The organism is Gemmatimonadales bacterium, from assembly GCA_030697825.1.
Classification (GTDB): Bacteria; Gemmatimonadota; Gemmatimonadetes; order Gemmatimonadales; family JACORV01; genus JACORV01.
The window spans coordinates 1-18,638 of the sequence record JAUYOW010000025.1 but is presented as its reverse complement, the minus strand read 5'-3'; the positions used below and the strand labels follow the sequence as shown (position 1 = coordinate 18,638).

At 67.2% G+C, this 18,638-nt stretch carries 15 protein-coding genes; 7 read left to right on the top strand and 8 right to left on the bottom strand.

Going from position 1 to position 18,638, the window contains the following annotated elements:
• The first annotated feature begins 66 nt into the window (after window positions 1-66).
• The 3 genes from Q8Q85_01190 (at window position 67) to Q8Q85_01180 (ending at window position 2,813) form a co-directional block, all read left to right on the top strand.
• Complete coding sequence (locus tag Q8Q85_01190; protein MDP3772862.1) at window positions 67-273, top strand: hypothetical protein; 207 nt, start codon at window positions 67-69, stop codon at window positions 271-273.
• Window positions 270-575, top strand: coding sequence for a type II toxin-antitoxin system RelE/ParE family toxin (locus Q8Q85_01185; GenBank protein MDP3772861.1), 306 nt, complete (start codon window positions 270-272; stop codon window positions 573-575). Before Q8Q85_01190 ends, Q8Q85_01185 begins: the two co-directional genes overlap by 4 nt.
• A gap of 204 nt (window positions 576-779) precedes the next feature.
• Window positions 780-2,813: a P-loop NTPase fold protein gene (locus Q8Q85_01180; GenBank protein ID MDP3772860.1), complete on the top strand. Its 2,034-nt coding sequence runs from the start codon at window positions 780-782 to the stop codon at window positions 2,811-2,813.
• 952 nt (window positions 2,814-3,765) lie between these two features.
• Here the strand turns inward: Q8Q85_01180 and Q8Q85_01175 are convergent.
• From Q8Q85_01175 to Q8Q85_01165, 3 genes are read right to left on the bottom strand one after another with little or no spacing between them, the layout of a single operon-like run.
• Window positions 3,766-4,296 carry a type 1 glutamine amidotransferase domain-containing protein gene (locus Q8Q85_01175; protein ID MDP3772859.1) on the bottom strand — a complete coding sequence of 177 codons (531 nt, stop codon included), beginning with the start codon at window positions 4,294-4,296 and terminating at the stop codon, window positions 3,766-3,768.
• 10 nt (window positions 4,297-4,306) lie between these two features.
• On the bottom strand, window positions 4,307-5,719 hold the full coding sequence (locus Q8Q85_01170; protein MDP3772858.1) for a hypothetical protein: 1,413 nt from the start codon (window positions 5,717-5,719) through the stop codon (window positions 4,307-4,309).
• Between the two features lie 31 nt (window positions 5,720-5,750).
• On the bottom strand, window positions 5,751-6,230 hold the full coding sequence (locus Q8Q85_01165) for a flavin reductase family protein (GenBank protein ID MDP3772857.1): 480 nt from the start codon (window positions 6,228-6,230) through the stop codon (window positions 5,751-5,753).
• 87 nt (window positions 6,231-6,317) lie between these two features.
• On the opposite strand from Q8Q85_01165, the gene Q8Q85_01160 reads away from it, so the two are divergent.
• The 3 genes from Q8Q85_01160 (at window position 6,318) to Q8Q85_01150 (ending at window position 13,295) form a co-directional block, all read left to right on the top strand.
• Entirely contained in the window at window positions 6,318-7,973 is a 1,656-nt protein-coding gene (locus Q8Q85_01160) for an amidohydrolase (GenBank protein MDP3772856.1), read from the top strand.
• 67 nt (window positions 7,974-8,040) lie between these two features.
• Window positions 8,041-10,164 carry a dehydrogenase E1 component subunit alpha/beta gene (locus Q8Q85_01155; GenBank protein MDP3772855.1) on the top strand — a complete coding sequence of 708 codons (2,124 nt, stop codon included), beginning with the start codon at window positions 8,041-8,043 and terminating at the stop codon, window positions 10,162-10,164.
• Window positions 10,161-13,295, top strand: coding sequence for a fused MFS/spermidine synthase (locus Q8Q85_01150; GenBank protein MDP3772854.1), 3,135 nt, complete (start codon window positions 10,161-10,163; stop codon window positions 13,293-13,295). The genes Q8Q85_01155 and Q8Q85_01150 overlap by 4 nt, the downstream gene beginning before the upstream one ends.
• 75 nt (window positions 13,296-13,370) lie before the next feature.
• On the opposite strand, the gene Q8Q85_01145 is transcribed toward Q8Q85_01150, so the two are convergent.
• The 5 genes from Q8Q85_01145 to Q8Q85_01125 form a co-directional block, all read right to left on the bottom strand.
• The gene (locus Q8Q85_01145) at window positions 13,371-13,757 is read right to left on the bottom strand and encodes a hypothetical protein (protein MDP3772853.1); all 387 of its coding nucleotides are present in this window, start codon (window positions 13,755-13,757) and stop codon (window positions 13,371-13,373) included.
• Window positions 13,758-13,796: 39 nt separating this feature from the next.
• Window positions 13,797-14,123 carry a BrnA antitoxin family protein gene (locus Q8Q85_01140; GenBank protein MDP3772852.1) on the bottom strand — a complete coding sequence of 109 codons (327 nt, stop codon included), beginning with the start codon at window positions 14,121-14,123 and terminating at the stop codon, window positions 13,797-13,799.
• Complete coding sequence (locus Q8Q85_01135) at window positions 14,083-14,373, bottom strand: BrnT family toxin (GenBank protein MDP3772851.1); 291 nt, start codon at window positions 14,371-14,373, stop codon at window positions 14,083-14,085. The genes Q8Q85_01140 and Q8Q85_01135 overlap by 41 nt, the downstream gene beginning before the upstream one ends.
• A 433-nt stretch (window positions 14,374-14,806) precedes the next feature.
• Window positions 14,807-16,813 carry a M1 family metallopeptidase gene (locus Q8Q85_01130; protein ID MDP3772850.1) on the bottom strand — a complete coding sequence of 669 codons (2,007 nt, stop codon included), beginning with the start codon at window positions 16,811-16,813 and terminating at the stop codon, window positions 14,807-14,809.
• 283 nt (window positions 16,814-17,096) lie between these two features.
• Window positions 17,097-17,615: a hypothetical protein gene (locus tag Q8Q85_01125; GenBank protein ID MDP3772849.1), complete on the bottom strand. Its 519-nt coding sequence runs from the start codon at window positions 17,613-17,615 to the stop codon at window positions 17,097-17,099.
• A 201-nt stretch (window positions 17,616-17,816) separates the two neighbouring features.
• On the opposite strand from Q8Q85_01125, the gene Q8Q85_01120 reads away from it, so the two are divergent.
• Window positions 17,817-18,638 (top strand): IS110 family transposase (locus Q8Q85_01120; GenBank protein ID MDP3772848.1); only part of this gene is annotated, 822 nt, incomplete at its 3' end.

Sequence of the window (18,638 nt, the reverse complement as noted above, 5' to 3'; positions counted from 1 at the left end):
CCAATTGCTAGTAAACACCAAGTTAGCCAGCGCTCGCCCCTCTCTAGGCCACGTTGTAGATTGAGCATGGACACCAGGAAGGTGGGCGGCATGGCCGATGTGACGGTGAAGCAGCGGGCTCTGGACGCTGTCCAGGCGCTCCCTGACTCAGCGACGTTTGAGGACGTCATGGAGCGGTTGCTCTTTATCTCGAAGGTCGAACGCGGACTCGCCGAGGCCGACGCTGGCAAGCTCATCCCGCACGAGCAAGTCAAAGCGCGCTTCGAGCTGTGAGTCGTATTCGATGGACGGTACAGGCCAGCAGCGATCTCGACGCGATTCATGAGTTTATCAGCCGTGATTCTCCGGCATCCGCCCGCGCTTTGGTGGGCCGGTTGCTTGCGGCCATTGATCAGTTGGAGTCGTATCCACAGTCCGGCCGGGTAGTTCCAGAGTTCGGCAACTCGGCGATCCGTGAGCTGGTCCGTGGCGCGTACCGTGTCGTGTATCGGCTGCGCGGCGAAGGCATTGAGCTGGTGCGCATCCACCACGCCGCACGGCCCTTGCCGCCTGATCTGACATTGAGCGCTGGCTAACTGCGCGTTGAAGCTGACGGCGCGGCCGGCCGTCTGCGTGCTTCCCCTGGCTGTCGGCGGCCGCGCCGCAGCTTAACGCTATTCGTTGGGCAGCACACACCTATGGTCTTTTGGCGCAACCCCTTCCGCCGCCGGTCTAAGCAGCCCGGCGGCACACTGCCTCCGTTCCGCGAGCCCGGCCCGGTGCTAGCGGACAATCCCATCGTGAGCACCGATCAGGATACCATCGGTCGGAGCCCACTAGCCCGCAACTTCGCAGATCACGTGCTGGCACTCGACGCTTCGCAGGGCATTGTTGTGGGCGTTCTAGGCCCTTGGGGTGGCGGAAAGACCTCGTTTGTCAACCTCGCACTGCTGAGGTTTCGGGAGAGAGGCGCCGCAATACTGGGATTCAATCCGTGGATGTTTAGCGGCACGGAGCAACTCGTAGAGTCCTTCTTCCTGGAGCTGGCAGCACAACTCCGGCTGGATCCCACGCACTCCGAGGTTGGCGAGCGGCTGAAGGAGTACGGCGAGTCATTCGCTGGCCTCGGCTGGTTACCTGTTCTAGGCCCCTGGATCCAGAGGGCCAGCGGTGGGGCCAAGATACTAGGCGACTTGCTCAAACGACGACAGGAAGGCATAAGCGCCAAACGCGAGCGTCTTGCGACGTCCCTTAGAGCGCTGTCGAATCCAATAGTGGTCGTTCTAGACGATATCGATAGACTTACGACCATTGAGATACAGCATGTCTTCAAGCTCGTTCGGCTAACCGCCAGTTTCCCGCAGATCATCTATGTCGTTGCCTTCGACCGAATGCGCGTCGAAGAAGCCCTCGGTGACTCAGGAGTTCCTGGTCGCCAGTACCTTGAGAAGATCCTACAGGTCGCGGTTGACCTCCCGGCGCTGCCATCCGAAGTCTTGAATAAACAGGTCTTTGCCGCGCTAGACCGGGCACTTGCAGGCGTTGAAACGGGTCCGCCCTTCAACACGGCTGCGTGGACGGACATCTACGTCGAGGTAGTGCGACCGCTGATCCGAAACATGCGTGACGTACGCCGCTATGCGGCAGCGGTCCGCGGAACGGTGTTGGACCTTCAAGGAGGCATGGCTCCCGCAGACATCCTCGGATTGGAAGCCATTCGTGTCTTCTTGCCTGATGTCTTCTCCTTGTTGCACCAGTGCGTCCCAGGGCTCACAACGATTGGTTCTCATGGCAGTCGTCACGAGAACCCTGCACTCAAAGCCCAAGTCGACTCGCTGGTTGCCGCGGCCGGCGATAGATCGGATCTCGCAAAAGCGATGATTGCGCGCCTTTTCCCAGCCGCACAGCGACACATAGGCAACATGAACTATGGTGCCGACTGGCAGATGCGTTGGCTACGCGATCGGCGCGTCGCTCACGAAGACATTCTGCTGTTCTACTTGGAACGCGTTGCCGGTGAGAGCCTAATCGCCTTCGCTGATGCGGAGCGAGCCGTTCGTGTCATGGCAAACGCAAGCGCGTTCGACGTGTTGCTGCGTCAACTACCCGCCGATAGATGGCAAGACATCATTGGCTCGCTTGAGGCATTTGAGGACGATTTCAAGCCGGAGCAGGTCGTTCCTGGAACCACTACTCTTCTGAACCTGCTTCCAAGCCTTCCCGAGCGCACTCGCGGGATGTTCGAGCTCAGCAGTCCCTTGGTCGTGACACGAGTCGTCTATCGCTTGCTCAAATCACTCGGGAATGAGCACGCAGTCGAAGGAGCAGTTCGAGAGATAGTGCCGCAGCTACGCTCCATCTCCGCGCAGCTTGAGCTCATCGAGATGGTCGGCTACGGCGAGAATCGCGGCCACAAGCTAGTTACGGAGTCCTTTGCGACTGCTCTCGAAGCGGACTGGGTCCGTCGTGTACGCACCACGCCGGCGGACCAGTTGGCTAGGGAGCACGGCGTGCTCGGAGTCTTATTGGCGCTTCGTCGGTGGCTCGCTCCAGATGATGAGCCCTTCGAGGTGCCGAATGGTCCCGAGCTGACACTCGCCCTGCTCGAAGGCGCGAAGAGCGACGTTGTAAGCCAGTCCGTAGACAGCCGCGCTGTTCGCAGAACTCCGCGATTGCAGTGGAAGGCGCTAGAAACGGCCTTCGGCAGCGAGGCAGTGCTCACGGAAAGTATCGAGAGGCTCGCGTCCAGCGGTATTGCCTCGCAAGCCGATGTGCTGACTCTCGCACAGAAGTACATCACAGGTTGGCGACCTGACCGCGACATAGACGACTGACGGCACCGAAGTGTGCCGCCCAACTAGGCGTTGAAGCTGCCGGCCCGGCAGGCCTTGCTGCCGCCCGGCCTAATAACCTACCGTAGAGGAATCGCAATCACGCCAGGCCGGTCGGCAGCGGCGGCCAAGACGCCGGGCCGCAGCTTAACGCCGATCGTTAGGCCACACACACCAGCACATCGCGGAATTCCCGAACCCCGCATACTCAGGAACCGGCGCTAGCCCAGAGAAGGGGGACCGATTCCCCGGGTTGCTCTTTGCCGCAAAGCTCTTTATCGTAGTATTGGGTACCGTCCCCCAACAGCGAAACCATAGGGTGGCGAAATGAATCCATTAACCATGCTGAAACACCCGAGCGCCTTCCTTCCCGTGGCAATGTCCCTCGGTGCCCTCGCCACCGTGTTGATTTTCGTCGTCTTGCACGGTACGGCGCCCCAGGCAGATGAGGGTGCAGCTGCCCACATCTGGCAGCTCCTCATGGCTGCCCAGGCACCTATCGTATTGTACTTCGCGATCAAGTGGGTGCCGCAGTCACCAAGACAGGCTGTGCCCATCCTAGCCCTGCAAGTCGGCGCTGCACTAGCAGCGATGGCGCCCGTTTTCTTGCTCCACTGGTAGGGGTAGTGCGCTTAGCCGAAAGTCTGCGGTGTGTGGCGTAACTAGGGTTTGAAGTTGTCGGCGCGCCCGCCGGGTCGACATCGCGGGGGTCGCCGTGCAGTGCGCGCCGCCTGACTCAACCACAGCCCGCGTCATTCAGACCCTGAAGAGCGATCTTCGCGACTACGTCACGATGCAGGAGCGGTACTGGCAAGAGGACGAACTGGCTGCCAACGGTGCCGGCGAGGTAGGCCACGAGCGGAGCTCCGAGCAGGGGGAGCGCTGGCCAAACCGGGGGACGCACAATATATGAGAGGACCGCGGGTTTTCACACGGGCTCCGACGTCAAGCGTCGCTAGGTCTTCGGCCGTTCCTTCAGCGCCTTGATCAGCGCCCGGCAAAAGTCCGGCAGGTCTGCCGGCGTCCGCGAGCTGATCAGGTTCCCGTCCACCACGACGGGCTCGTCCGACCAGATCGCGCCCGCGTTCTCCATGTCGTCCTTGATCGCGCGCACCGAAGTGCAACGCTTCCCCCTCAGGATCCCCGCCGAGATGGGCACCCAGCCGGCGTGGCAGATGAATGCGATCGGCTTGCCGGCTTCGTGGATCGCGCGGGTGATCGCGAGCAGTTTCTCCGAGCGGCGCATGTGGTCCGGCGCGTAGCCGCCCGGGATCACCAGCCCGTCGTAGCTCTCCGGGTACAGGTCGTCCACGTTCGCGTCCACGGCTATCGGATAGCCCTTCTTCCCTTCGTACGTCTTCTCGCCCAGGCCGGCGACCACCGTCTTTGCGCCTTCTTCTTCGAGGCGGATCTTGGGATACCACAGCTCGAGGTCCTCATACCGCGGACCCACGAAGACGAGCACCGTCGTGCCTTTGAGCGTCATGTTGGCTCCATTATTGGGGCGAGGGGCCGAACGTCTTGCGCCGCTTGGGTTGCTCCTGCGGCGGCTCGATGGGCCGGCCGGTAACATCGCGGAGGGCCTGGGTCACCTCGGCTTCCGTCAGCAACGCCGAGCCTTCTACAACGCGTCGCCAAGCCCGGGTGGCGTCCTCTCCGCCCAACTCGACCACAACGTCGCGGATCTCGGATTCGCGCAGCCGGTGCGAGCGTCGCGCGCGGGACTCGGCGAGGAGACGCCGGGCGGCGTCATCCAGTGCCTGGCGTCCTCCGGTAGCCCGGCGGATCGCGGCGTCGAGGATCAGCCCGGCCAGCATGCCCTTCCGGTAGACCAGTAACTCGGTGTTGTCCCCGCCGACGTTGCGCCGGTTCTCCTCGGCCATCGTCATTCGGGTGTTGTGCTCGATCCGCAGGTAGTTCCGGAACGACCCGTAGCAGAGCGCCGCGAGTTCCTCCGGCTGCCCCTTCCACTCCGCGTAGAGCCTCGCGGCGAAGTAGTCGGTCACGCCCTCGGTCCACCAGCGCTCGGCCTCCAGCGCCCCGCCGAACCATAGGTGCAGCGTCTCGTGGAAAGTGTCGTGGCTGCGCGCGCGCTCCAGCGTCTCGCTCGGCTCCCAGATGAGGCCGATGCTCGCCAGCCCCTGGAGGCTGCCGCTCACCCGCCCCTTCCGGCCGAGGTCGCTGGTGTAGGTGACGCGCTCGACCGGGATCGGCCCGAACGCCTCGGTGGCCTTGCCGAGGCTCGCCGTAATGACGGCCTCGAGCGTCGAGTCGCTGAAGTAGCGCCGGCCGCGGATCGCGAGCACCCAGGGCAGGCCGGCGACCGAATCGCGGTAGATGCGGAAGTCGGGCGCCGCCGCCACCGTGGCGCCCAGGAGGTCGCGGCCGTCGGCTGGATGGAACTCGTCTCCCTCCGAGGGCCAGCCGGCCACCGCGCGCCATCCGGCGGGCACGACGAAACCCACGCGGAGGGTCGGGTACGGGCGCGAAGTCTTGCGGTATGCCATCGGGTCGGGCGCCACAAAGAGGCTGCGGGTTACCGCGTAGAGCCGCAGGGAGTTGAGTCCCGCGCCGGTCGATCCGCCGGCCACCGAGTCCCGGAAGGCGAGGCGGTAGCGGAAGCGGATAGGGCCCGGGCGTGGCCGCTCGATGGTGTAGGCGTTGCCGCCGTGCCGCACCGTGAGCGGCGCGCCGCGGTCATCCGTCGCCGCCAGGCCTTCGACCGTGATCCCGGCGGGTCGCGCGGAGGGCGGCGCGGCGAGCATCACGCTGCCCCGGTCCGTGAGCGTTAGGCGCGCCTCCACCGAGAGGTGCGCTGGACGACTGGTGACGACCGCGACGGCGTACATGAGCGTGTCGCGCGTCTGGCCGCGGGCGGCCGGGGCCCCGGTGATGGCCAGCGCGAGCACCAGCGCCGACGCCGGTCTTGCCGCCGAGCGACTAGCCGGCGTATTTCATTCCCGTCGCGCCGAGGGTGAGCGGCTCGCCCTCGTGTTCTACCCCGGCTTCGACGACTTCGCCGAGCACGAGCGTGTGGTCGCCGGCCGGCATCGTCGCGACCACCCGGCACTCGATCCAGCCGAGGGCTTCGGTGAGGATCGGGGCCTTGGTGACGGGTCCCGGCCTGGTGGGGACGCCGGTGAGCTTGTAGGGTACCTTGCGGGACGAGCGGCCGAGTTGCGCGGCGAGGTCGCGCTGGCCCGCGGCGAGCACGTTGACGGCGAAGGCCCGCGCATCGCGGATCATCGGCAGGCTCTTGGCGTCGTTCTCGATCGCGACGACCACCATCGGCGGCTCGAACGCGGCTTGGGTCACCCAGTTGGCCGTCATGGCGTGGTCGTCGCCTTCCGACATGACGGTGACGCCGTAGAGGCCGTAGGGAAAATGGCGCAGTACCGTCTTCTTGGCTGCCTCGTCCACGTTCATCCATCCCGGTGTCGGGTCGCCGTGGAAGTTAGTGCCGGGCGCCGGACGGCGCGAGACAATACTTATAGGAGCGAGACGCGCGTGAGGCGTATCGTTGGTTCCGCACTCCTGGCCGTGGTACTCGCCGCGCCCGCCTGCACCCGGACCCGGGCCGATCTGGTCGTCTACGGCCGGATCTGGACGGGCGACAGCGCCCGGCCCTGGGCCGAAGGTGTCGCGGTCCGCGGCGTGGAGGTCGCCGCGGTCGGAGACCGCGGTGAGATCGCCCGGATGGTCGGCCGGGACACGCGGGTGATCGACAACGGCCAGGCGCTCGTCACGCCCGGCTTCGGCGACTCGCACACCCATTTCATCAGCGGTGGCTTCCAACTGGCGTCGGTGGACCTCCGGGACGCGGACACGCCGCGGGAGTTCATCCGCCGCATCGCTGCCTTCGCGCGGCGGCAACCTCCGGGCCGCTGGGTCCTGGGCGGCGACTGGGACCATGAGCGCTGGGCCGGCTCGCCGCTGCCGCGCCGCGAGTGGATAGACTCCGTCACGCCCGACAATCCCGTCTTCGTCAATCGTCTCGACGGACACATGGCGCTCGCCAACTCCGCGGCGATGCGGCTCGCGGGGGTCACCCGCGCGACGCGCGATGTCTCGGGGGGCCAGATCGTCCGCGACCCGAGGACGGGAGAACCGGCTGGCGTCTTCAAGGACAACGCCCAAGGCTTGATCGGTCACGCCATCCCCGACCCCAGCGCCGAGGAGATGGACACAGCCCTCGCGCTGGCGATGCGGCACGGGGCCGAACACGGGGTGACGAACGTCCATGTGATGGGGAGCTGGGGCGACTTCAACGCCTTCAGAAGCGCCCGCGCACGGAACGCCCTCACGACGCGCGTTTACGCGTTCGTCCCCATCGCAACCTGGCGCATGCTGGCGGACACGGTGCGCGCGCTGGGTCGCGGTGACGAGTGGCTGCGCTGGGGTGGGCTCAAGGGCTTCATGGACGGTTCGCTGGGCTCGACGACGGCCGCCCTCTACGAGCCCTACCTCGACGCGCCCACCAGCCGCGGGCTGCTCGTGGTGGACTCGGCGGAGATGCGGCAAGCCATCAGCAGCGCCGACAGCGCCGGACTGCACCTCGCCGTCCACGCCATCGGTGACCGCGCCAACGCGATGCTGCTCCAGTTCTACGCCGACGCGATCCAAAGGAACGGTGCGCGCGACCGTCGTTTCCGCGACGAGCACAGCCAGCACCTGCGCCGGCAGGACATCCCGCGCTTCGGCCAGCTGGGCGTGATCCCGTCCATGCAGCCATACCACATCATCGACGATGGCCGTTGGGCGTGGAAGCGCCTCGACCCCGCGCGGCTTGCGGGGACGTACGCGATGCTCACCCTCCTCGAGACGGGCGCGCACCTTGCCTTTGGGAGCGACTGGACGGTGGCGCCGTTGGACCCGATCAAGGGGCTCTACGCCGCAGTGACGAGGCGGACCCTCGACGACCGCAATCCGAATGGATGGATCCCCGAGCAGAAGATCGCGCTGGACGAGGCGCTCCGGGCGTACACGGTGGGCGTCGCGCGCGCCGGCTTCCAGGACGACCGCGTGGGGGCGCTCCGGCCGGGGATGCTGGCCGATCTGGCGCTCCTGGACCGCGATTTGTTCAGGATCGCGCCGGAAACGATCGACCAGGCCCAGGTCCGGGCAACGGTCGTTGGGGGCCGGGTGGTCTACCAACGACCGTGACGCATAGGGGGAGTAACGCTTGGGCGGCGTTGAGTGGGAGGCCGGCAGCGGGTATCTTGGAGCCTCCATGGCCACCCGCTCCAAGACGGATGCCGCCCCCCGGCGGCTCGGCAAGCGCGACTTGCTCGAGATATACCGCCTGATGCTCTTGTCCAGGCGCTTGGACGACAAGGAGATACAGCTCAAGCGGCAGAACAAGATCTTCTTCCAGATCTCCGGCGCCGGCCACGAGGCCGTGCTGGTCGCGGCGGGCATGGTTCTGCGCGCCGGTTACGATTGGTTCTATCCCTACTATCGAGACCGGGCGCTATGCCTCACCCTCGGCATGACGCCCACCGAGATGCTTCTGGAAGCAGTGGGCGCCGAGGCCGACCCCAACTCGGGCGGCCGGCAGATGCCCTCCCACTGGGGCCACAAGGACCTCAACATCGTCAGCCAGTCCAGCCCGACGGGCACCCAGTGCCTGCAGGCGGTGGGCTGCGCGGAGGCGTGGCTCAAGTACGACCGGATCAAGGAGATACCCGAGCGCGAGGCCAGATCGCCCGGCGACGAGGTCGTCTACTGCTCGATCGGGGACGGGACGACCAGTGAGGGTGAGTTCTGGGAAGCCCTCAACAGCGCGTGCAACCTGAAGCTCCCCGTCCTCTTCATGATCGAGGACAACGGCTACGCGATCTCCGTACCGGTCGAAGTGCAAACGGCCGGCGGCTCCATCTCGAAGCTCGTGTCGGGCTTCCCCGACCTCCACATCGAGCAAGTGGACGGCTGCGACCCGATCGCGTCTTACGAGTCCGTGAGCCGCGCGGTCGCATATTGCCGCGCGCGCAAAGGCCCGGCGCTGGTGCACGCCAAGGTGATCCGCCCCTACTCGCACTCGCTTTCCGACGACGAGGTGGCGTACCGCCCGCCGTCGGAGCGCGAGGCGGATGCCGCGCGCGACCCGGTAGCGCATTTCCCGAAGCGTTTGATCGCCGACGGAACGGCCACGGCAGAAGAGATCGCCGCGATCGAGGCGGAGGTAGCGGCGGCACTTGAAGCGGCGACGGAGTCGGCGCTCGCGTCCCCGCAGCCCGCGACCGGGACCACGCTGCGCTACGTCTACTCGCCGGACGTGGACCCGACGTCGGAGCAGTTCGACACCGAGGACGATCCGCAGTTCACCGGTGATCCGACGACGATGGTGGACCTGCTCAACTCCTGCATGCGGGACGAGATGACGCGCGACCCGCGCATCGTCCTCTTCGGTGAGGACGTGGCGGACGTCTCGCGCAGCGAACACCTCGGCAAGGTCAAGGGCAAGGGCGGAGTCTTCAAGGTGACGTGGGGGCTCCAGAAGCTCTTCGGCGGCGACCGGGTCTACAACTCGCCGCTCGCCGAGGCCAACATCGCCGGACGGGCCATCGGACTGGCGACGCGCGGGATGAAGCCGGTGGTAGAGATCCAGTTCTTCGACTACATCTGGCCCGCGTACATGCAGATCAAGAACGAGCTGGCCAACCTGCGCTGGCGCTCCAACAACGCCTTCAGCGCCCCGGTCGTGGTGCGCGTGACCTACGGCGGCTACCTGAAGGGCGGTGCCCCCTATCACTCCCAGACCGGCGCGTCGCTCTTCACGCACATCCCGGGGTTGCGGGTGATCTGCCCGGCCACGGCGCTCGACGCGAACGGGCTGCTTCGCACCGCGATCCGTTGCGAGGACCCGGTCATCTTCCTCGAGCACAAGCACCTCTATCGGCAGACGTACAACAAGGCGCCTTATCCGGGTCCGAATTTCATGATCCCGTTCGGCAAGGCGAAGGTCGTACGCGAGGGGACGGACCTCACGGTCGTCACCTACGGCGCGGTGGTGCAGCGCGCGCTGGTCGCCGCGAAGGAAGTCGAGGAGGCGTCCGGGACCAGCACCGAGGTGATCGACCTGCGCTCGCTCTCGCCGGTGGACTGGGAGACGATCGGCCGGTCGGTGCGGAAGACCAGCAAGGTCATCGTCGCCACCGAGGACGCGCTATCGTGGGGCTACGGGGCGGAGATAGCGGCCCGCATCGCCGACGAGCACTTCGCCTGGCTCGACGCGCCGATCAGGCGCGTGGCGTCGCTCGACACATTCGTCGCTTACGCCCCGCAGCTCGAAGACCACATCCTCCCGCAGTCGAGCGACGTCGCAGCCGCGATCCGCGAGCTGGCCGCGTTTTGACGTCTGCCGCGCGCGGCGCGCGGCGGGCGCTGTTCGGCTCGCTGTTCTTCGTTTCGGGAGCGGCCGGACTCGTCTATGAGCTGATCTGGGTCCGCGAGCTCTACCAGTTCTTCGGCTCCACCATCCATTCCGTCACCACCGTCGTGGCCGCCTACATGGGCGGCCTCGGCCTGGGCGCGTACGTCATGGGTCGGCGCGCGGACCGCCACCCCAACCCCGCCCGACTGTACGGCATCCTCGAGCTGGCGATCGGCGCCTTCGGCATCGCGTCGCCGTTCGTTTTCCGCGGAGTGGGTGCTGCCTACCTGGAACTCGCGCGCGCGCTTGAGCCCGGGCTGTGGACCGCCACCGCCATCAAGTTCGCCTTCGCGTTCGTGGTCATGCTGATACCGACGTTCTTCATGGGCGGCACGCTGCCCATCCTGACGCGCGCCTTCGCCGGCGCGCGCACCGAGCATCTCCGGCGCGAGCTGGGGCTGTTCTACGGGCTCAACACGGTGGGCGGCGTCGCCGGCTGCATGCTCGCCGGCTACTTCCTCATCGAGTACGTCGGGTTGCGGCAGTCGCTCTTCGCGACCGGGCTGGTGAACCTGGCCCTGGGGGCGGCGGTCATGGCGCTCACCCGCGGCGCCCCGGCGGCGGCCGGCGCGCCGGACGACGACGGCACCGCCGAACCCGCCGACGCGCCGCCGAGCGCGCCGTGGGGTGCGGATGCGGCAACGCGGCGGTTGGCGATCTGGCTGATCGCCATCACGGCGTTCGCGTCGCTCCTCTACGAGATCGCGTGGACCCGCGTGCTGGTGCTGGTGGTCGGAAGCTCGACCTACGCGTTCACCACGATCCTCGCCTGCTTCCTCCTGGGCATCGGCCTGGGCAGTCTGGTGGCGATCGGTCGTGGCCGCCCGCCGCGGGACCTCCTGATCCGGTCGGCGTTGATCCAGAGCGCGATCGCGGTGCTGGCGGCGCTGCTGTTCCCGTTCTTCCGCGCCTTGCCCGTCTACATCGTCGGCACGCTCCAGGTGACGTTCCTCTCACCCACGGAGCTGCTGGTCCTGCACGGGCTCGCGATCGCGGCCGTCGTGGTACCGCCGGCGGTCGGCATGGGCCTCAGTTTCCCCATCCTCGCCGAGCTGGCGGCGGAACGCACCGGCACGACGGGGCGCGAGTCGGGCCGCGCGTACCTCGCCAACACCCTCGGCAGCATCGTCGGGGCGGTGGTCACCGGGTTCGTGCTCGTTCATCTGATCGGGAGCGAACGGACGCTGGAGATCGGAGTCGCGGTGAACGTGGGCGCGGCGGCGGTGATGGCGTGGTGGCTCTACCGCGAGCGCGCGACCGGCGGCATGCCGCTGCCGATGGAGCGCCTCCCGCTGGTGATGGGTGCGCTCGCTCTGGTGATAGCGCTGGCGACGCCGAGCTGGTCGCGCCGGCTGCTCGATCGCGGCCCCGCGATCTACGGCAAGGAGGCGATGGGACGCCGCGAGCTGCACAACTTCCTCCGCGGCCTGGGCGCGGAGCAGCTGGTGTTCGACGAGGGGTGGAACGCCGCGATATCGGTCTGGCGCAACGGCGGCGCGACCTGGCTCAAGAGCAACGGCAAGGCGGACGCGTCGAGCGTCGCCGACATGAACACCCAGGTCATGGTGGGGCTCCTGCCGGCGATCGCGCATCCGGCGCCCCGGCGCGTCTTCGTCCTCGGCTTCGGCAGCGGCGCCACCCTGCGCACCGTTGCCGACGTGCCGGGCGTGGAGAGCATCGACCTGGTGGAGATCGAGCGCGCGGTCCTGGACGCGGCGCCGCAATTCGACCTGATCAACCGCGACGTTCTCCACGATCCCCGCGTGAACGTCATCGAGGACGACGCGCGCAGCACGCTCCAACTCGCGCGCGAGCCGTACGACGTCATCGTCGCCGAACCGAGCAACCCGTGGATCGCGGGCGTCGCCGCGCTCTTCACGCGCGACTTCTTCCGGGTCGTGAACGCGCACCTCGCCGATGATGGTGTCTTCTCGCAGTGGGTGCAGACGTATCGGGTGCCGCAAGGCGTCATCAGCGTCGTGGTCGCCAACCTGCGCGCGGTCTTCCCGCACGTCGAGGTCTGGTACTCCAACCCCAGCGACCTCGTCCTGCTCGCCTCGCGCCGGCCCATCAGGTGGAGCGAGGCGAGGGTCGCCGCGCTGATGGCGCCGGGCACGCCGCTCGCGCGCAGTTTCCGCGACTGGCTGGAGATCGACCGGCCGTCGCAGCTCCTCGGCCGGTTCCTCCTGGGTGAGCGCGGCACCGCGCTCCTGGCCGGCGCGGCGCGCTTCCAGCACAGCGACAACCGGCCGTCGCTGGAGTTTGTCGCCGCGCGCGGTCTCCTCGGCACCACGAGCGTCGGGGTCACGTTCGATTCCCTGCTGGGAATCAGGGCCGCGGCGGGTGACTCGTTGCCCCACCTCGCCGATTGGCGGCTCTCGCCGGGCGAATGGCAGGCGGCGTACGGCCGCGCCCTCCCGGCGGGGAACCGGTTCGCGCTCAGCTACGCCGAGGAGGCGCTCCGCCTCGCACCCAGGGACGCTGAGCGGCGCGGCGCGGTGGGGCGCGTGCTCTTCGGGCGGGACCAGTTCCGGGACGCGCTGACCTACGTGCTGCCGGCTCTGCGCGAGCGCCCGAACGACGCGCGGCTCCTCCTGGTCGCAGGCATCGCGACGGCGGCCGGCCGAGACCTCACCGGGGCGCGAACCTACCTCGAGCGCTCCCGTGCCGCCGGCGGCGACTCGGTGTACGCCACGAGCATTCTGGCCGAGACTGCCGCGGGCGAGGGTGACTACCGGCGCGCCGCAGCCGAGGCGCTGCGGGCGTTGCGCGGCCTCAACCCGACCATCGCCACGCCGTTCCCCGGTTCGCTGGAGAACGCGGTGAGGAAGCTGGCGTTCGAGGCTCCTCCCGAGGTCGCGGCGCCGGTGCTCGATGCCGCGGTCGAGTTACGACCGTCGTGGGATCTTGGCTATCACGGTGGGGCGCGGGTGTACGCGCGCTGGGGTGGAGAGCACTGCCGCAGGGCCGCGGAGCTGGTGGAGCAGCTGCCGCGCTTCGGCTGGACCGAGAAGGAGGCGGTCTCGCTGCTCAGGCCCTGCGCGCGCCGCTAGGAGTCCGTCGGGAATAGTCAGGTGTCAGCGTTTTGAGGGTCGCTTCGGTCCACCGGTGCGGCCTAACGCTCCGGGTCAGGCGCGGCGCGCTTTGGCGCTGTCGGCTGCACCCGCTGGTTCGGTCGGCGACTTCCTTATGGCCTTCTCGATTTCTGTCCTCCGAGTCTGAAGCTCGTCCAGTCTCTTTTTCAGGTCGGCCATTTCCTTCTTGATCTTGCGCAACTCTGTCTGGTTCTTTCCGGTCGACAAACAATCCGCGCCAAGCTCTTCAGCGATGTATTGCTCGAGTTGACTCCTCAAGACCCGAAGATATGGATTGCCCCATATCGCTCCGTCTCGGTATTCAAGCTTGCCAGCTCGGATGCCCTTCACAATAAAGGCCTGGCTCACTCCATATTCCTTCTTGGCCGTTACATCGCTAAGGCTTGCCCCTTTGCGATTCCATTCACCGTATTCCGCCATATCTCAGCTCTCTGACTGAACGGATAGTGCATAATGGTGTTATGCCGCACCCGACCGAGCGCGGCGGCGGCGCGCGTGCGTCATGTACGCGCGAAGGACCGCGTTGATGCGCGACTGGTAGCGCGGGCCCTGGGTGCGAAACCACTCCAATACGTCGCGGTCCATCCGCAGCGAGATGGCCTGCTTTGCCACCGGCCAGACGAGCTGCGCGTCCGTCCAGAAGTCCGCCGGCAAATCGGCGAGTTCCGGCGGCGAGGATGCCTCGATGGCACGCTCCGACACGCGCCGGAGCCGTCTCAGGTCGGCGCGACCGCGCAGCGGCTGCTCAGCGGAGGCCGAGCGCCTTTTCGTACGCTTCCCGCTCACGGCCATTGCTCCTCCGGGCTGAGATGATCCGACGCTCCACGCGGTCCCCGGACCGGCGATCGGTGTAGACCACCGTGAGGGGGATGCCCTGCGCCAGGCCGACCGCCACGATGCGCCGCTCCCCATAGGCCTGGCGCCGGTCCTCACGCTCCAGCGTGGGCCCCTCGAAGATGAGGGTGGCGAACGCGAAATCGAACCCCCGTGCCTCGAGGTTCGCCTCGCTCTTGGGGGGATCCCACGCGAACTCCACCGGACGAATATACTAGCGTATATACACAGCGCAAGGGGAGGGCTCAAACGTGTGCTGAGGGGTGCGGCATAACACGATGCCGTTGACTTGCGGCGGGCCGCCGGACCACGGAGCTCGCAGCCGCACCGAACGGGCACTGCCACCGAGGCCATTCTACACGCGCCGAGGTCGCCCTGCCACCGGATGGCGAGCGCGCAGGAGTCCTTCCGGCGGCCCGCCGACAAGTCCAACGGCCAGTTAGGCCGCGTGGATTGAGTGAAGCGGTCGGGCCGCGCCCTCGTCGTCGTGCGACCGGATAGGGTCGAGGTTGACGACAGGTCCGCCGAACCCCGCATCAGCAGAGGTGTTCATGCTAGGGGCAATGAGAAGCCAGACGAGGGCGATTACCAGCGTGGCGCGGCCACCGCGGTCACCGGAGACGTGCCCCGTGTGGCTACGGCGTGCTCGGCCACACGTTGTTCTCCCGCCGCACGTCGGGCAGAACCTCCTCTGGATCGATCTGGACGCGGCTGACCTCGACCGGAAACTCCCTGGCGTAGACGTATCGGTCTCCGCGATACCAGATCTCCACGGGTAGTCGAACCAGCTGCGCGGTACTGTCGGCGAACGTGAGCCGGAGCACGACCGGCATGGGGAGCCCTCCGCGGCTCGCCAGGTGAATCCTCGTGATCCGGCGTCCCGTCGTGTCCGGGCGAGCGACGACCGAGTCCACCGCCAGGTCCACGATGTCCGTCCGGTAGAAGACGCCGCGCCAGAACCACGACAGGTCCTCGCCGAGCGCGTCCTCCATCGTGCGGAAGAAGTCCGCCGGCGTGGGGTGCCTGAAGGCCCAGCGGCGGATGTACTCGCGGAACGCGACGTCGAACCGGGTGGTGTCGTCCAGCACGTGATGCCGCAGGAGGTACAGTGCCGCCTGCGGCTTGGTGTACTGCGACCAGCCGGATCGCGCCCGATCCGGATGGATCATCGGCGGCTCGTCGCGTCCGCGGGTCGCCGCGGCGGTCCACGAGTCCGCCAGCGCCCAGCTGCTGGCCATGCGGGTCCAGTGATCCACCGCCTGGCCTCTCGCCGCGAACGGCTCGTTGGGATACGAGGTCCGCCAGCCGTAGACCTTGAGGAAATCGGCGAACCCCTCGTCCATCCAGGCGTGGGCGGTCTCGTTGGAGCCCACGATCATCGGGAACCACTGGTGCGCCATCTCGTGCAGCGTCACGGCCGTGAGGTCCCGCACGCTGGCCCCCGTGCCGCAGAAGCACAGCATGGGGTATTCCATCGAGCCGGTGGGGCCGTGCACGTTGGTCGCGGTGGGGTAGGGATAGCGGAACCACTTCTCGGAGTAGTGCCGGATGGCGAACCGCACCAGCTCGGCCGAATGCGCCCAGGTGGAGTCGGGCGGCCACCCTCTCCACGTCCAGCTCGGGGGCGCCGTGGCCGGGTAGAAGGCCTGCGCCAGGATCCCCTCCCACCCGACGGCATCCCACCGAAAGTGGGGCGCGGCGGCCCACGCGAAGTCCCGGACGTTCGTTGCGCGGAAGTGCCAGGTGAGGGTGGGTCCGTCACCGGCCGGCCGTGACGCCGGGTGTCCTACCTCCGCCTTCGCGATGATGGCAACGGTCGAATCGGATCGCCGGGCCAGGGCTAGGCGGGCGCGCTGCGCTGGCGTCAGGACCTCGGCCTCGTTCGCGAGGCTTCCGGTCGCCGCCACGATGAAGCTCCGCGGCACGGTGATGAACACGTCGAAGTCGCCGTACTCCAGGTAGAACTCGCCGTTGCCGAGGTACTGCTCCGTGTTCCACCCGCGCACGTCGTCGTAGACGGCCACCCGCGGGTACCACTGCGCGATCTCATAGACGCGGCCCTCGCCCAGCGGGGCCTGCACCGTCCGGAACGTCCCTTTCTCGGGCGCCTGGTACTCGAAGGCCAGGTCGAGCGTGACGGTCCCCGCCGGAGCGAGCGGCTGGTCGAGGTCAACGCGGAGCGCGGTGCCGTTGACGCGCGCGGTGAGCGGCGACCGCGTCACGGTGCCTCCGCGCGCGCGCCGGACGGCCGCGGCGGTCGTGACGGTCATCCCGCGGCCCTGGAACCAGGTGCCCGCGAACCGCATGCCGGCGCTGTTGGGTGCCGCGTTCAGCGCCGCGCCGCGGCTGTCCGGGCGGAACAGGTTCTGTTCGAGGTGGAACCAGAGGTACCGCAGCGTGTCCGGGGAGTGGTTCGCGTACCGGATCGTGGCCGAGCCCGAGAGCAAGTGTGTTGCGGTATCGAGCGACACGCGGATCGTGTAGTCGGCACGCTGCTGCCAGTATCGCGGCCCCGGCATCCCCGAGGCCCCGCGGGTGAGGCTCGGGGCCGGGAGTTCCAGCCGCCGAAAAGGCGACGTGTCCGCCGCGGCGGGCGGTAGCGGTGCGGACTGCTGTAACGCGGCGATCAGGAGCGCGATCATGACTCCCCTCCGGAGTGGCTAGTGGGGTGACCTGGATCAAAGCAGTGTCTTGCCCCAGCGACTGTGAAACCGCTCGAGTCGGCTGCCCGCACCGCATAGAGGCACGATCCATTCACCATGGAGGAAGTTGCGCGAGGTTGGTGTGGAAGCAGCCTTGTATCTAATCTAGCTCTCCGTAGAGTTTGCAAGCATTCTGGTCGGGGCGCCAGCTCGATGCGGTCTGGGTGGTGAACACCGTGCGTTAGCCTGAGCGGCCAGCCGGCTTGGGATCTTCATGCGCTTGTTAGGCGCCATTCTGGCGCTCCTTGGAGTATTGCCAGAGAGCACGGTCGAGCGTGCGGCTGTCGAGGTCAACACGCCTGCACAGACCGCGGGCAAACTCCGTGTAGGCGACCCAGAAGGGGTAGTCGTAGCGGGCAGGGACAGCGCAACTGAGAGACCAGAGTGCGCGGAAGTCGACAATCGGGTAAGGCTCCCGATGGCAGAAGTGTAGAATCACGGAGGCCGTGGGCCATTCGACCCCCGACAAGAGCGTGAGAGACTCGATACGAAGGCGAGGTGACGTATTCGGCTGCAGCGCGAGGCGCGTCACCTCTTCCACGAAGCTAGGATCGTTCTTCGCGCAGCGGCTGCGGCTGCGCGGAGTCTTCCAGCGCGCTATCTCAAGGAACTCTGGCATTCGTAGATAGCCGCGCTGGCGCGCCGCCGCGACCGGGCCAGCGATCAGCTCCCGCTCGCCGGCGTACTGGTACCGGGCGGCCCAGTGCTCGATCTCTCCTTCGGGGAAACGCAGCCGGAACATCATAGCCTCCGAATGGCGCCTAACGGACAGCGCGTAAGTTGCGAGCCGCGGCGGCCACCGTCGCTGCGGCCGCCCGTACGATGTGCGGCGCGCCGCGGCTCGTCAACTTAACGCGCTTGATGTTTCCAAGAAGTGCCCTCAAGGGGTACCGTTTCGGAGATCGACCGAGATCGCGAACCGTCACCCCAGGAGGGCACTCCGATGTGGCACTCCGGCATCGACCAACACAAGCAGTTCTGCGTGATCACAACCTATGGGCCCGAAGGCCCGCGCGTCAAACAGAGCCGAGTGGCGAGCACGCCACTCGAGGTGGCGCGGTACTTCGCCGAATTCCCCGGGCCTCACCGGGCCGTCGTCGAATCCACCGGCGGCTGGTACTGGCTGGCCGACACGCTGGCTGGCCTGGGCGTGGAGCTGGTCCTGGCCCACGCGACTCGCCTGAAGGCGATCGCCGCGGCCAAGGTGAAGACCGACCAGGTCGACTCCGACACCCTGGCGCTGCTGCTCCGCGCTGACCTGATCCCGATGGCCCACATGATCGCGCCCGCCCAGCGGGGTCCGCGCGATCTCATGCGCAGCCGGCTGCGCCTGGTCGAGAAATGCGTCAGCGCCCAGAACAGCATCGACCGCCTGCTGGAGAAGTTCAACGCCCAGACCGTTGCCGAGCTGGATGAGCTCTACCAATTGCAGGCCGCCTGTCATGAAGCCCAGATCAAGTTGCTCACCGAGCAGATCGCCACGCTCGAGCGCGCCCTCTACCCGTACCTCATCCCCAACGCCGACGTCCAGCGGCTGCTGTGGATCCCAGGCCTGGGCAAGGTGAACGCGTTCACCCTCTACACCGAGATCGACGGCATCACTCGCTTCCCCTCGGCCCGGCAGTTCTTCTCCTACTGCCGCCTGCTGCCCGGCGCGGACAACTCGGCCGGCCGCACCCGCCATCGCTCGGGCTCCAAGGCCGGCAACCGCTACCTCAAGCTGGCCTTCAGTCACGCCGGCATCCGCGCTGTCCAGTACAACCCG